This window comes from Blastomonas sp. RAC04 (assembly GCF_001713435.1).
GTDB classification, from domain to species: Bacteria; Pseudomonadota; Alphaproteobacteria; order Sphingomonadales; family Sphingomonadaceae; genus Blastomonas; species Blastomonas fulva.
Genome location: NZ_CP016460.1, coordinates 2,701,070 through 2,713,587, shown reverse-complemented (window position 1 = coordinate 2,713,587; position 12,518 = coordinate 2,701,070). Strand labels below are relative to the sequence as shown.

General features: G+C 68.3%; 13 protein-coding genes. All 13 read right to left on the bottom strand.

Annotated features, from left to right (window positions below; genetic code table 11):
* Positions 1-72: 72 nt before the first annotated feature.
* Positions 73-849: a DUF1223 domain-containing protein gene (locus BSY18_RS13655; protein WP_069050895.1), complete on the bottom strand. Its 777-nt coding sequence runs from the start codon at positions 847-849 to the stop codon at positions 73-75.
* 100 nt (positions 850-949) lie between these two features.
* On the bottom strand, positions 950-1,489 hold the full coding sequence (locus BSY18_RS13650) for a histidine phosphatase family protein (RefSeq protein WP_236823369.1): 540 nt from the start codon (positions 1,487-1,489) through the stop codon (positions 950-952).
* A complete protein-coding gene (locus BSY18_RS13645) occupies positions 1,489-2,280 on the bottom strand; it encodes an adenosylcobinamide-GDP ribazoletransferase (RefSeq protein WP_069050893.1) in 792 nt (263 codons plus the stop codon). The genes BSY18_RS13650 and BSY18_RS13645 overlap by 1 nt, the downstream gene beginning before the upstream one ends.
* A gap of 1 nt (position 2,281) precedes the next feature.
* Complete coding sequence (gene cobT, locus BSY18_RS13640) at positions 2,282-3,280, bottom strand: nicotinate-nucleotide--dimethylbenzimidazole phosphoribosyltransferase (protein WP_069050892.1); 999 nt, start codon at positions 3,278-3,280, stop codon at positions 2,282-2,284.
* Positions 3,280-3,918 carry a 5,6-dimethylbenzimidazole synthase gene (gene bluB, locus BSY18_RS13635; protein ID WP_069050891.1) on the bottom strand — a complete coding sequence of 213 codons (639 nt, stop codon included), beginning with the start codon at positions 3,916-3,918 and terminating at the stop codon, positions 3,280-3,282. The genes cobT and bluB overlap by 1 nt, the downstream gene beginning before the upstream one ends.
* Positions 3,915-5,372, bottom strand: a complete 1,458-nt coding sequence (locus BSY18_RS13630; RefSeq protein WP_069050890.1) for a cobyric acid synthase — start codon at positions 5,370-5,372, stop codon at positions 3,915-3,917. The genes bluB and BSY18_RS13630 overlap by 4 nt, the downstream gene beginning before the upstream one ends.
* Positions 5,360-6,286, bottom strand: a complete 927-nt coding sequence (gene cbiB / locus BSY18_RS13625) for an adenosylcobinamide-phosphate synthase CbiB (RefSeq protein ID WP_069050889.1) — start codon at positions 6,284-6,286, stop codon at positions 5,360-5,362. The genes BSY18_RS13630 and cbiB overlap by 13 nt, the downstream gene beginning before the upstream one ends.
* Complete coding sequence (locus tag BSY18_RS13620) at positions 6,286-7,065, bottom strand: ABC transporter ATP-binding protein (RefSeq protein ID WP_069050888.1); 780 nt, start codon at positions 7,063-7,065, stop codon at positions 6,286-6,288. The genes cbiB and BSY18_RS13620 overlap by 1 nt, the downstream gene beginning before the upstream one ends.
* Positions 7,062-8,033 (bottom strand): FecCD family ABC transporter permease, encoded by a 972-nt coding sequence (locus tag BSY18_RS13615; RefSeq protein ID WP_069050887.1) that lies wholly within the window; start codon positions 8,031-8,033, stop codon positions 7,062-7,064. Before BSY18_RS13615 ends, BSY18_RS13620 begins: the two co-directional genes overlap by 4 nt.
* The gene (locus BSY18_RS13610; RefSeq protein ID WP_069050886.1) at positions 8,030-8,878 is read right to left on the bottom strand and encodes an ABC transporter substrate-binding protein; all 849 of its coding nucleotides are present in this window, start codon (positions 8,876-8,878) and stop codon (positions 8,030-8,032) included. The genes BSY18_RS13615 and BSY18_RS13610 overlap by 4 nt, the downstream gene beginning before the upstream one ends.
* A complete protein-coding gene (gene cobO / locus BSY18_RS13605) occupies positions 8,875-9,486 on the bottom strand; it encodes a cob(I)yrinic acid a,c-diamide adenosyltransferase (RefSeq protein ID WP_069051915.1) in 612 nt (203 codons plus the stop codon). The genes BSY18_RS13610 and cobO overlap by 4 nt, the downstream gene beginning before the upstream one ends.
* The gene (locus BSY18_RS13600) at positions 9,483-10,520 is read right to left on the bottom strand and encodes a threonine-phosphate decarboxylase (protein WP_069050885.1); all 1,038 of its coding nucleotides are present in this window, start codon (positions 10,518-10,520) and stop codon (positions 9,483-9,485) included. Before BSY18_RS13600 ends, cobO begins: the two co-directional genes overlap by 4 nt.
* Positions 10,520-12,460, bottom strand: coding sequence for a TonB-dependent receptor plug domain-containing protein (locus BSY18_RS13595; RefSeq protein WP_069050884.1), 1,941 nt, complete (start codon positions 12,458-12,460; stop codon positions 10,520-10,522). The genes BSY18_RS13600 and BSY18_RS13595 overlap by 1 nt, the downstream gene beginning before the upstream one ends.
* Between the last annotated feature and the right edge of the window lie 58 nt (positions 12,461-12,518).

Below are 12,518 nucleotides of genomic sequence, written 5' to 3'. Positions count from 1 at the left end.
CCCTTCCGTGTCCCGGACAGGGAAACTAGCGGCATCGCCGATTTACGCCAGAGGGTTATTGCCGGCCCGTGCTCAGATCAGCGCCGAGCCGATGATCGCGCCGCCCGCGCCGCGCCGGATGACCAGCGCATGGCGGTCGGCGCCGCGCGTATCGAGCTGATCGGGGCGTAGCACGATCGCGCGGCCGCCGTCGCTCCAGCTGCCCAGCGAGATCTCGTCGAGCACGACATTGGTGTAGCTGACCGAGCGGCCGCCATTCTCGCCGCGGCCGATGTTCACCGTTTCTCGCGAGGACAGGGAGATCAGCATCACCTCGGTGCCGGTCCCCGGCCTGCCCTGCAGCACGATGCTGCGCCCGCCATCGGCGGTGCGGGCGACGCGCACGGTGACGCCGCTGCGCCTGCGGATGGCGCCCGCGCGCGCGATCTGCTTGCGCGCATTGGCCTCTTGCGATCCCACGCCCTGCGCACTGCCGTCGATCACCAGCTGCGGGGTGTAGATGTTCGCCCCGGCAAAGGCACGGTCGCCATATTGGCGCTGCAGCCGGGTGTTCTCCTCGCGGCCCAGGCTGTCCTTCCAGCAAAGCCGGTCCCAATAGGTCACCGGGCGGCTGATGACGAGGATGGCAGGATCGCGCGCCAGCCTTGCGGCGACCGCATCGGCGGGCGGGCAGGACGAGCAGCCCTGGCTGGTGAACAGCTCGGCGACCACGGGGCCCGATTGCGAAATCGCCAGTCTTGCAGGTGATGGCGCGGAATTGCCGAGCGCCGACCCTTGAGATGGTGCGTGGAGGGCGGAGATGGCAAGCGTGGTGAGAACCGCAGCGGCAGTGATCCAGAGAAGCTTCATGGATGGGTCCATCCTCGGGAGTTGTACGCTCCATGTTCGACCCGGCGCACCAAACGGTTACGCTTTGGCCCGGGCGCGGGTGACACTGCGCGAGGCGAGGTCAGGCGAGCTCGACAGAGCCCCCCGGCGGCGGGACCAGCGCGGGCCAGCCGCGGGGGGCGAGACCCTGGCGCATGCCCAGGATCGCCGCGATCGGGCCGCCATGGGTAACGACCAGCACGCGGCCGGGCGGCAGGCGGTCGAACGCGGCGAGCGAGCGGCGGGCCAGCTCCATCGTGGTCTCGCCGCCGCCGGGGCGGAAGTGGTGCGGATCGTCGATCATCCCGTCCATCGCATTGCCGGTTTCGCGGTAGATCGCATCCCAGCTGCGTCCCTCCCAGCTGCCGAAATCGCGCTCCTGCCAATCGGGCATGGCGTGAACGCCGACGCCTGCGAGATTTGCGATCGCCTCTGCCAGGATGCGCGCGCGGCGCAGGCCTGAATGCAATATGGTTTCGGGGTGCCATGCGGCCAGCTCGGTGGCGAGCGCGCGGGCGTGCGCGGCGCCCTCGCGGCTCAGCCCCATGTCGCTTTGCCCGTAGCAGCGGCCCTTCCAGGCGCGAGCAACCTCGGTGTGACGGACCAGTAGCAAGGTGCGCATCACAGCGCCGTCGTCGCCGCGAGCAGGAGGATCAGTTGCCCGGCATAGGCCGCAAAGCCCAGGCAATCGCCGGTGCTTCCGCCGATCCGGCGCAGCAGCAGCGCGCGGAACCAGAGCGCGAACGCGCCTGCAGCGAGCGATGCTGCCAGGAGGGGCAGAGGGTTCAGCACGGCAAAGCCCAGCAATCCGGGCAGCGCGGTCGCCAACGCCGTCAGCAGAATCGCTGGCCCGACGCCCGATGCGACATCCTTGGCGAGCCCAGTACCCTGCGGAGCGGGCGTGACCAGGGTCATCAGCACGACGACCAGCAGCCGCCCGAAGGTCGCCGCAGCAACGATCGTCAGGAAGGCCGCCCATGGTGCCATGGCCTCGATCACCGCCAGCGTCAGCGCGGCGCGCAGGCCGACCGCGAGGATCAGCCCCAGGCTGCCATAGCTGCCGATGCGGCTGTCCTTCATGATCCGCCGGACATCGTCTGCGGTATAGCCGCCACCGAACGCATCGCAGAAATCGGCGACCGCGTCCTCGTGGAACGCACCGGTCAAACGCGCCTCGAGCGCGAGCGCGATCAGCACCGCGACCAAAGCCGGCCAGAAGGCGTCCGCCGCCAGCGCGACGCCTGCGGTGACAGCGCCGATGCCTGCGCCGACCAAAGGAAACCAGCCCACCGCCTGCACCAGCCCGGTCGCGACCTGCTGCGCGCTCAACCGATCGGTGCCGGGGACGGGGATGCGGGTGAGAAACTGGATCGCGAGCAGGGGCGGCGCCCAGGCGGGGCATCTGCTGTCCATGTCAGGCCCCGATATCCGCGAGACGTGCGACATCGCACAGCAGCGCCGCCGCGCTGTCGAGCAAGGGTAGCGCGACCAGCGCGCCGCTGCCTTCGCCCAGCCGCATCTGCCATTCGAGCACCGGGGTGAGGCCGAGTTGCGTGAGCGCCGCTCGGTGGCCAGGCTCGGCTGAGAGATGGCCCGCGATCATCACCGCACGCGTCCCCGGGCAAAGCCGCTCGGCGATCAGCGCGGCGGCGGTGGTGACATAGCCGTCGAGCAGCACTGGCACGCCCTGCCGCGCGGCCTGCGCATAGAAACCCGCCATCGCGACGATCTCGAACCCCGCGATCGCCGCCAGCGCAGCCTTGTCGGTACGACCGTCCAGCCTTGCAACCGCAGCGGCGACAATATCGCGCTTGATGCCGCGCATCGCTGCATCCGCGCCTGCGCCGCTGCCGGTCGCAGTATCGGCGTCGATCCCGGCGAGCGCGTGGGTGATGCAGGCCGCAGCGGTGGTGTTGCCGATCCCCATCTCACCCGCGATCAGCAGGCGATGGCCCGCATCGACCGCGTTTTTCGCCTCTGTCTCGCCCAGCGCCCAGGCGGCATCGAACTGGTCTTCAGTCATCGCCGGGCCGCTGCTGAGATCGGCGGTACCCGGCGCAACGGTGTGTGGATTGAAGTGCGCGGGCCATGGCTGTCGCGGTGGCTGTGCCATCCCGGCATCGATCACCCGCACATCGACGCCATGCGCGGTGGCGAGCGCGGTGCTGCTCGCCTTGCCGCTCAGGATCGTCTCGACCATCGCGGTGGTCACCGCCGAGGGCCAGGGGGTGACGCCCTGCGCCACCACGCCATGGTCGGCGGCGAACAGCACCAGGCGGCGCGGGCGGGTGAGCGGGGTGAGCGATTGTCCCGCCAGCGCCAGCTCGACCGCCAGCGCCTCGAGCCGCCCCAGGCTGCCCACCGGCTTGGCGAGCGAATCGAGCTTTGCCTGAATGTCTTCGCGGGTGATCATCAGCGCTCCAGCCGTGTGATTTCAGAAGGCAGCCGGTCCTGCCAGCCATGCCGGACCAGTTCGGGCGTCTCGCTCGCGCGCTCGGGATAGCCCAGGCACAGCAGCGCGATAAAGCGCCAATCTCCGGGCACGCCGAGCAGCGCGTTCATGCCTGCAGGGTCGATGATCGACACCCAGCCCAGGCCAATGCCGTGCGCGCGGGCCGCAAGCCACAGGATGTGCACCGCGGTCACCACCGACCAGCACAAGGTTTCGGGCATCGTCGCGCGGCCAAGCCCGTGGCCGGCCTCGCCCTGCTCGTCGCAGAACACCGCGACGATCTCGGGCGCCTCGCGCAGGCCGTGGAGTTTCAGGCCGTCGTACAGCGCCTTGCGCTCGGCGGAATAGCCCGCGCCCGCCGCGCGTTTTTGCGCATCGACTGTGTCCGCCAGCGTGGCGCGGCGCTCGGGCGAGACGATGCGGACGAAGCGCCAGGGCTGGGCATTGCCGACCGACGGGCCGTGGCACGCGGTCTCGAGCAGGCTGCCAAGCAGGCCTTGCGGAAGCGCGCGAGTCTGGAAATGCCGCACATCGCGTCGCCACGCGAGCAGGCTGTCGAGCTGGTCGCGGAAAGCGGCGTCGAACATCGGCTCAGTCATGGCCGATGCCCCGCAATCGCCAGCAGCCGATCGATATCGACATGCTGTTCCAGCCCTGCCGCCAGCGCATCGAGCGCCTGATCGACGCGGTGCTCTTGCGCGACGCCATCGGACTCAGCGCCAAGCCGCGCCAGCCACGCGCCACGCTGCGCGGGGTGATCGAACAATCGGTGGATATAGCAGCCCGCGATCCGGCCATCGGCGCTGATCACGCCGTCCACCGCGCCATCGGCGAGCCGCAGCAGCGGTTGCACCGGGCCCAGCGCGCGGGTCTGGCCGACATGGATTTCATAACCCGCGAACGCCGCGCCGTCGCGCAGGCTGGTGCCCGTGACATCGACCACGCGCTTGTCGCCGGTGAGCCGGGTGGCGACCGGCAGATAGCCCAGTCCCGCCACGCTTCCGGGCACACCCTCTACGCCATCGGGGTCCTCGATGCTCTGTCCGAGCATCTGATAGCCGCCGCAGATGCCGAGCAATCCGCCGCCGCGCCGCACATGCGCTGCGATGTCGATATCCCAGCCCTGCGCGCGCAGAAAGGCGAGATCGGCGATGGTCGCCTTGGTCCCGGGCAGGATGACCAAAGCCGCATCGCCGGGGAGCGGCTGGCCCGGCGGGACCATTACCAGCTTCACGCCGGGCTCGTGCGCCAGCGGGTCAAAATCGTCGAAATTGGCGATCCGTGACAGCATCGGCACCGCGATGGTAATCGCGCCCTCACTGCTGGCGGCGGAATCGAGCACCACCGCGTCCTCGGCGGGCAGCTGCCGCGCTGCAGCGAGCCAGGGGATGACGCCCAGCCCGGGCCAGCCGGTGCGGCGTTCGATCTCGGTATAGCCATCGTCGAACAGCCGGACATCGCCGCGAAACTTGTTGATCAGGAAGCCGTGGATCATCGCGGCGTCGTCTGCGTCGATCACGGCCCTGGTCCCGACGATCGAGGCGATCACGCCGCCACGGTCGATATCGCCGACCAGCACCACTGGAACGCCTGCCGCCCGGGCAAAGCCCATATTGGCGATGTCGCCGGCGCGCAGGTTGATCTCGGCAGGGCTGCCTGCGCCTTCGACGATGACGATATCGGCGTCCGCCTTCAATCGATTCCAGGATTGCAGCACGGCATGCAGCAGTTCGCCCTTGCGGTGCTGGTAATCCGCTGCGCCCAGCATGCCGACCACCTTGCCGTGCACCACCACCTGCGCGCCGGTATCGGACTGCGGCTTGATCAGCACCGGGTTCATGTCGATGCTCGGCTGCACGCGGCACGCCAGCGCCTGCAGCGCCTGCGCGCGGCCGATCTCGCCGCCTTGCGCTACCGCGGCGTTGTTCGACATGTTCTGCGGCTTGAACGGAAGCACCTTGAGACCACGGTTTGCGAGCAACCTGCACAGGCCTGCGACCAGCACCGACTTGCCGACATCCGATCCGGTCCCCTGCAGCATCACAGCAGCCATGCGAGCACTCCCACGATCGCCCACAGGAGCACGCATGCCCGGCGATAGACCCATAGCGCGCGCTGCAGATCGCCGGCATCGGGCGCGGGGCCATCGCCCAGCCAGGCACGGTGCGCGGGCTCGCCGTCATAGCTGACAGGCCCGCCCAGCCTGCGCCGCAGAACGCCCGCCATCGCTGCCTCGGGCCAGCCGCCATTGGGCGAGGCGTGGTGGCCCGCATCGCGCACCATCGTGGCCCAGCCTCCCAGCCCGGCGAGGCACACGAGCACGCCCGAAATCCGCGCGGGGATGAAATTCACCAGATCGTCCGTCCGCGCTGCCGCCCAGCCGAAATGCAGATGCCGCGCGTCGCGGTGGCCGATCATAGAATCTGCGGTGTTGACCACCTTGCAGACCAGCAGCCCCGGCAACCCCGCGATCATAAACCAGAAGGCGGGCGCGACGACGCCATCGCAGAAGCTCTCTGCCAGGCTCTCGGTGGCCGCGACCGCAATGCCGTTTTCATCGAGCGCCTGGGTGTCGCGGCCGACGATCTGTCCGACAGCGGCGCGCGCCGCGCTCACATCGACGCGCAGCAGCGGACGGGCGACTGCGCGGACGTGATCGTCGAGACTGCGCTGGGCGAGGCCGGTGGTCGCAAGCACGATCACCAAACCGATTGCAAGCCCGTCGCCCGCCCAGCGTTCGATCAGCCATCCAATCGCGCCGACCCCGCCTGCAACCAGCGCCAGCAGCGCCACACCCATCGCCCGGCGGCGCAGCGCGGTGCCCGTGTTCCATCTGCGGTCGAGCGCGGCGATGGCAGCGCCGATCCAGATCACCGGATGGCCGATCACCGCCAGCAGCCAGGCGGGATAGCCGATCGCGGCCTCGCCGATCAGCGCCAGCAGCAGCTGTTCGGGCCGCGCCAGCATCAGGGCCGCGCCATCGGGGTGGTGACGATGAAGCGCACGCCGTCGGGGGTGGTGCCGATATGCGAGGATACGCCATAGGTTTCGGCAATCCGCACGGGCGTCAGCACGTCGTCGGGCGCGCCTTGAGCGACGATGCGGCCATCGCACAGAAGCAGCACCTCGTCGGCCACCCGGATCGCATGGTTGAGGTCGTGGAGCACGACGATCACGCCTGCGCCGCCGCGTGCGACATCGCGCAGGCATTCGAGCGTGTCGAGCTGGTGCGCGGGATCGAGATTGGCGAGCGGTTCGTCCGCCAGCAGCCATTGCGGCTCACCCGCCAGCACCCGCGCGAGCAGCACGCGCGCGCGTTCGCCGCCCGACAGCGCGGTCACCGGGCGCGCAGCGAACTGGGTCACATCGGTCGCGGCCATGGCCAGCGCGACCGCCGCGCGGTCCGCCTCGGTCTCGCCCCAGCGCGCGCGGTGCGGGTAGCGGCCCAGCGCCACCAGGGTCGCGACATCGACATCCCAATGCACATCGCCGCCTTGCGGCAGCAGCCCGATCTGCCGCGCCAGATCGCGCATGCCGAGCGTGCTGCGCGGATGGCCGCCGACCAGCACCTGGCCAGTTTCGGGTGTGTGCAGTCCGGCAAGGCACGAGAGCAGGGTCGATTTGCCGGCGCCATTCGGCCCCAGAACTGCGGTCACCCGTCCGGGGGTGAAGCGCGCGCTCACCGCATCGAGCACCCGGCGTCCGCCGAGCTTCAATGTCAGGTTTTCAGCCGCCAGCACGCTCATGCCAGCCTCCGGCGCATGCGCAGCAGCAGGACAAGGAAGAACGGCCCGCCGAGCATCGACATCGCGATCCCCAGCCGCAATTCGCTCACCGTCGGCACCGCGCGCACCAGGCTGTCGGCGAGCAACAGCAGCAATGCGCCCGCCAGCGCCGACGGCAGCAGCACCGCCGAGGGCCGGTTGCCGACGAACGGCCGCACCAGATGCGGCACGATCAGCCCGACAAAACCGATGATGCCTGCGGTCGCCACCGACGCGCCGACGCACAAGGCGACGCCGATTACGATCAGCAGCTGCAGCCGCAGCGGATCGACCCCCATCGAGCGCGCGGCGGATTCGCCCAAGGTCAGCGCATCGAGCGTACGCCCGGTGAACGCAAGCAGCACGCACCCCAGCGCCAGCAGCGGCAGCGCGAGCCAGACGTCGTCCCAGCTGCGATCGGTCAGCGCGCCCATCAGCCAGGTGACGATCTGCGAGGTCGCAAACGGGGTGGGGGCCAGGCTGATCGCCAGCGCGGTCATCGATCCCGCCACGCTCGAAAGGATCACGCCTGCCAGCGTGAACACGATGACGCTGCCCGAGCGCCCGACCAGCAAGGCAAGGATCGCCATGGTGATGCCTGCGCCGGTCAGCGAAAAGGCGGGCAGCAGCAGCGGGGACGCGGAATAGCCGAAATAAAGCGAGATCACCGCGCCCAGTGCCGCACCCGACGACACACCGAACAGCCCGGGATCGGCCAGCGGATTGCGCAGATAACCCTGCATCGCCGCGCCCGACAGGCCGAGTGCTGCACCCACCAGCGCCGCCAGCAGGGTGCGGGGCAGGCGGAGCTCGGCGATGATCGGCCAGCGCGGATCGCCCGCAGTCCAGGCGTCGAGCGGGATCCACACCTTGCCCGCGATCAGCGACAGCGCGAAGGCCAGGGCAATGCCTGCGAGCAGCGCCAGATTGATGCGCAGCGACCGCGTCACAGCGTCCGCCGGATTTGGGCGAGGTGGCCCACCGCATCGATGATCGTCGGGCCGCCGCAATGCAGCAGCTTTTCAGGGTATCGGCGCACCGCGATCTGCTGTTTCAGACCGGCTAGCACCGGATGGCCCAGCATCCTGTCCGAGCGGTCGTGCGCGCCGACCGAGAGCAGCACCTGCGGCGGCTTTGCCACCATGTATTCGAGCGGCAGAACGTCCCATTGCTTGAGACCATAATCCGCGCTCAGATTGCGAAAGCCGGTGACGCGCAGCAATTCGCTGGCGAGCGTGCCATCGCCCGGCACCAGACCGCCGCCCTGCCAGATCAAGGCTCCGGAGGGGGCGGCGCTGCTTGCCGATGCCGCGCGCACCGCATCATCGATCCGCGCGACCAGCGCCTCCCCGCGCGCCGGCTGGCGGATGGCGGCGGCGATGGTGCGGACCTGCGCGCTGCTCTCGTCGATGCTCTCGGGGACGCCGATCTGGATCAGCGGAATGTTCATCCGGTGCAGCGCGGAAATGGTCGAGGGCGCGACATGGCTTCCGGCAATCACGATGTCGGGGGCCAATGCGACCACCTCCTCGGCGGTGCCCGACGTCGCAGCGAACCGCCGCGCCTGTTCGAGCGGGATCGACGTGGCGCGTTCGTCCTGCGAATAATGGCTGATCGCCGCGATCTGCGCGGGATCTGCCACCTGCATCAGCACCGCATCGACGCACGGGTTGATCGAGACGACGCGCGGCAGCGCCTCGCGCCCCTGCGCTGGTGGCTGCGCCGCACGGTCAGCCGCCTGCGACGCGCAACCCGCGACCGCAAGACCCAGGACCAAGGCGAGAGCGCGGATCAATACTCGACCCCCTTCTGCGCCTTGAACCCGGCCTTGAACGGGTGCTTCACCTCTTCGAACTCGGTGACCAGATCGGCGATCTCGATCAGCTCGGGCTTGGCGCTGCGTCCGGTGATGCAGACGTGCTTGGTCAGCGGGCGCTCCTTGAGGAAGGCTATGATCTCGTCGATCGGCAGCGTGTCCTGCCTCAGCACGATGTTGAGTTCGTCGAGGATGATGAAATCATATTCGGGATCGAGGATCAGTTCCTTCGAGCGCTCCCAGGCGGCGCGCGCCGCCTCGATGTCGCGGGCGCGGTCCTGCGTGTCCCAGGTAAAGCCTTCGCCCATCACCTCGAAGGTCAGCAGATCGGCATTGGCCTGGAAGAAATTCTTCTCGCCGGTCTCCCACGCGCCTTTGACATATTGCACGATGCCGACCTTCATCCCCCAGCCCAGCGAGCGGATCGCCATCCCGAAGGCGGAGGAGGACTTGCCCTTGCCGTTGCCGGTGTGGACGATCAGCAGCCCGCGCTCGAGCGTGCGCTTGGCTTGCATGCGTTCGCGTGCGGCCTGCACCTTCTTCATGCGGGCGTTGTGGCGGGCGAAATCGTCGGGCGTCTCGGTCATCCATTCCTCCATGTGGCGAGCGCATCGCCCAGTCTCGTCCAGTCAGTCTCATTGCCCGGCAAACCGATCCGCAGCCAGTCGGGCGACTGGGCAAAGGGCCGGGTCAGCACGCCCGCCTGTGCCAGATGCATGAACAGGCCATCACGCTGCGGCGTGTTGATCAACACGAAAAACGCGGTACGGCCAACGATTTCGATGCCTTGGCCGGTCAGCACATCCGCCAGCCGCTGTGAAGCGTTCGCCAGTCGTGCGCGCTGCGTGTCCTGCCAAGCGGTATCGCGATAGGCGGCAAGCCCGGTGGCGAGCGCAGGGCCGGAGATCGGCCAGTCGCCGATCAGCGCGCTCAGGCGCTCTCCAATTTTGGGCGGGGCGATAACGAAGCCCAGTCGCAAACCAGCGAGGCCGAAGAACTTGCCAAACGAGCGCAGCACGATCAGCCCCGGCCAGGCGCAGCGGGCCAGGCTGTCATGCGCATCAGCATCGGCGAAAGCTTCATCGACGATCAAATGCCCGCCGCGCGCCGCAAGCAGCGAGGCAGCAACCTGTAATTGCGTGCGATCAGCGATCACCGCGTCTGGGTTGTTGGGTCTGGCCAGCACCAGCACATCGTGCGTCTGTGCCATAGCAAGCACGGAGTCGGAATTGCAGAGTGTTACCGCTTGAGCGCCCCACATCGATTCATGGCCCGAATAGCCTGGGCGCACGATAGCAGGCTGCAGCGGCAATGTCCTGTCATCCAGCAGCACGCCGAGCAGCCGCATCGCCAGATCGCTTCCCGGCACCGCGACGACGCGCGAAGGGTCCGCGTCGAAGCAGGCGGCTGCGGCTAACTCCAGCGCCTTCAATTGCGCAGGATCGGGCAGTCGCTCGGCCTGATCCCGCGCATTGCCGAGCGGATAGGCCCAAGGCGCAATCCCGGTCGAAAGGTCGGTCCAATCCGCAACCTGCGGAAAGGCTGCGCGCGCCAGATCGATCCGACCGCCATGCCGGGCGAAATCGGCGACCAGATCGTCGGGGGCGCGCGCGTCCCTCATCAGTAGCGCAACCGCACGCCGGCATAGCCCGCGCGGCCCGGCGAGCCATAGCGGAACACCGTTTCGTAGCGCTCGTCGAACAGGTTCTCGACGCGGCCATAGATGTCGATCCGCTCGGTCAGCGGGAACGAGGCGCGCAGGTCCGCGAGCACATAGCCCTCGACCTTGCGGCTGTTGTTGGCGTTGTCGAAATTCGCGCCGACATGGGTCAGCGTCACCCCGGTCTCCAGCCCGAAGCCCCAGCGATAATCGATCAGCGCGGTCATGCTGTGCTGCGGACGGCGGACCAATTGACGCCCGAAATTGGCGTTGCCGGGCGAACGGTTGGTGGCATCGGTATAGGTATAGTTGGCCTGCAGCCGTAGCGCATCGACCGGCTGCATGGTCAGGCCGATCTCGACCCCTTCGGCGCGCGCGCGGGCGACATTGTCATAGGTCCCCGACGGCCGGTTGGCGCAGATGCCGGTGAGCGGCGCGACGCATGAGACGAAGATGATCAGGTCGCTCGAATTGCGCCGGAAATAGGTGGCGCTGGCCTGCAACCGGCCTTCGACCAGGCTCTGGGTGATGCCGGCGTCCCAGCCCTTGGAGCGCTCGGGCTGCAGCTGCTGGTTGCCGAAATCGCTCTGCAGCTGGAACAGCGAGGGCGCCTTGAACCCCTCGGCATAGCTGGCGCGAAACGCGGTGTTGCCCTCGCCCGGCGCAAATACGCCGCTCGCGCCGAAGGTGGTCGCGCCGCCGAAGCGGTTGTGGTCGTCGTGCCGCACCCCGCCGGTCAGCGTCAGCCCCTTGGCGGGGGTGGCGACGATCTGGCCGTACAGGCTGTCGATCCGCGCGCGTCCCAGCGAGGGCGCTGCGCCGAAGCTGCTGCTGGAAAAGCGCGAGGTTTCGCGCTCGAGCCCTCCGGTCAGCTGCCAGCCTTCGGCGATGTCGAAGATGCCCTGATATTCGATCCGCTCGTTGCGGCCATGGCCGACAAAGGTCTCGGTTGCAGGGCCATCGAGCGCGATCGAGCGGCGGCGGGTGTCGGTATAGGCATAGCCCAGCCGGTTGCGAAACCGTCCGTCGAACAGCGCAGCGTTGATGCCGGTATAACCGACGATCTCGCGGGTGCGCGATTCCTCGTTCACATCGGCAAAGGCGAAGGCGGGTGCGGGGAAGCCGTCGATGTTGACCCGGCCTTCGGAATACCAGCCGCGCGCATCGATCGAGATCGCATCGCTGAGCGCCAGGTTGAAATTGCCGTTGGCGCCGTAATTCTCATAGCCGTCCCGCTCGGTCCCGCCGCGCGCCTCGCTGAACGACGAAATGCCGTCGGTGCGGAAATAGCCCGCGCCCGCGCTCGCCGACAGGGGACCTGCCTTGCCCGAGATGTTGCCGACCAATTGGCCGGTGTCGCGATAGCCATATTCGCCGCGCAGGTTGACCGCGAGCTCTTCGGTCGGCTGGCGAGTTATCATGTTGATTACCCCGCCGATCGCCTGGCTGCCCCACAGCACGGAGGAGGGGCCGCGCAGCACCTCGATCCGCTCGATGTTGCCGGTGAGCAGATGGCCGAAGTTGAAGCCGCCGCCGGGCGTGGAGGGATCGTTGAGCTTGACGCCATCGATCAATGCGGCGGTCTGGTCGCTCTCGGCGCCCCGGATGAACACCGATGTGGTCGCGCCGACGCCGCCGTTGCGGATGATGCTGACGCCGGGAAGGGTGCGCAGGATGTCGGCGACCGACTGGGTCTGGCGCCGTTCGATCTCTTCGGAATCGACCACGCTGATAGACTGGCCGACGCGCTCGACCGGCTGCGCGGTGCGGTTGGCGGTGACGACGACGATGGGTTCGCGCGGGTCGGCTGCGGCAAGATTGTCCTGCGCGATCGCAGGCGCGCAGACGCCGGTACAGAATGCGAGTGTGGAGGCGGTAGTTTTCAGAAACGATGTAGGCATGTGTATCCCCTGTCTAACAACAAGGGGTTGCACGCACCAATGGTACAGCTGAGCAATC

Bases quoted from the DNA above. Each gene is read 5' to 3' on its own strand.
- BSY18_RS13620 (WP_069050888.1), bottom strand. From the start codon at position 7,065: ATGAGCGTGCTGGCGGCTGAAAACCTGACATTGAAGCTCGGCGGACGC.
- bluB (WP_069050891.1), bottom strand. From the start codon at position 3,918: ATGACTGAGCCGATGTTCGACGCCGCTTTCCGCGACCAGCTCGACAGC.
- BSY18_RS13600 (WP_069050885.1), bottom strand. From the start codon at position 10,520: ATGAGGGACGCGCGCGCCCCCGACGATCTGGTCGCCGATTTCGCCCGG.
- cbiB (WP_069050889.1), bottom strand. From the start codon at position 6,286: ATGCTGGCGCGGCCCGAACAGCTGCTGCTGGCGCTGATCGGCGAGGCC.
- BSY18_RS13630 (WP_069050890.1), bottom strand. From the start codon at position 5,372: ATGGCTGCTGTGATGCTGCAGGGGACCGGATCGGATGTCGGCAAGTCG.
- BSY18_RS13655 (WP_069050895.1), bottom strand. From the start codon at position 849: ATGAAGCTTCTCTGGATCACTGCCGCTGCGGTTCTCACCACGCTTGCC.
- cobT (WP_069050892.1), bottom strand. From the start codon at position 3,280: ATGATCACCCGCGAAGACATTCAGGCAAAGCTCGATTCGCTCGCCAAG.
- BSY18_RS13650 (WP_236823369.1), bottom strand. From the start codon at position 1,489: ATGCGCACCTTGCTACTGGTCCGTCACACCGAGGTTGCTCGCGCCTGG.
- cobO (WP_069051915.1), bottom strand. From the start codon at position 9,486: ATGACCGAGACGCCCGACGATTTCGCCCGCCACAACGCCCGCATGAAG.
- BSY18_RS13595 (WP_069050884.1), bottom strand. From the start codon at position 12,460: ATGCCTACATCGTTTCTGAAAACTACCGCCTCCACACTCGCATTCTGT.
- BSY18_RS13645 (WP_069050893.1), bottom strand. From the start codon at position 2,280: ATGGACAGCAGATGCCCCGCCTGGGCGCCGCCCCTGCTCGCGATCCAG.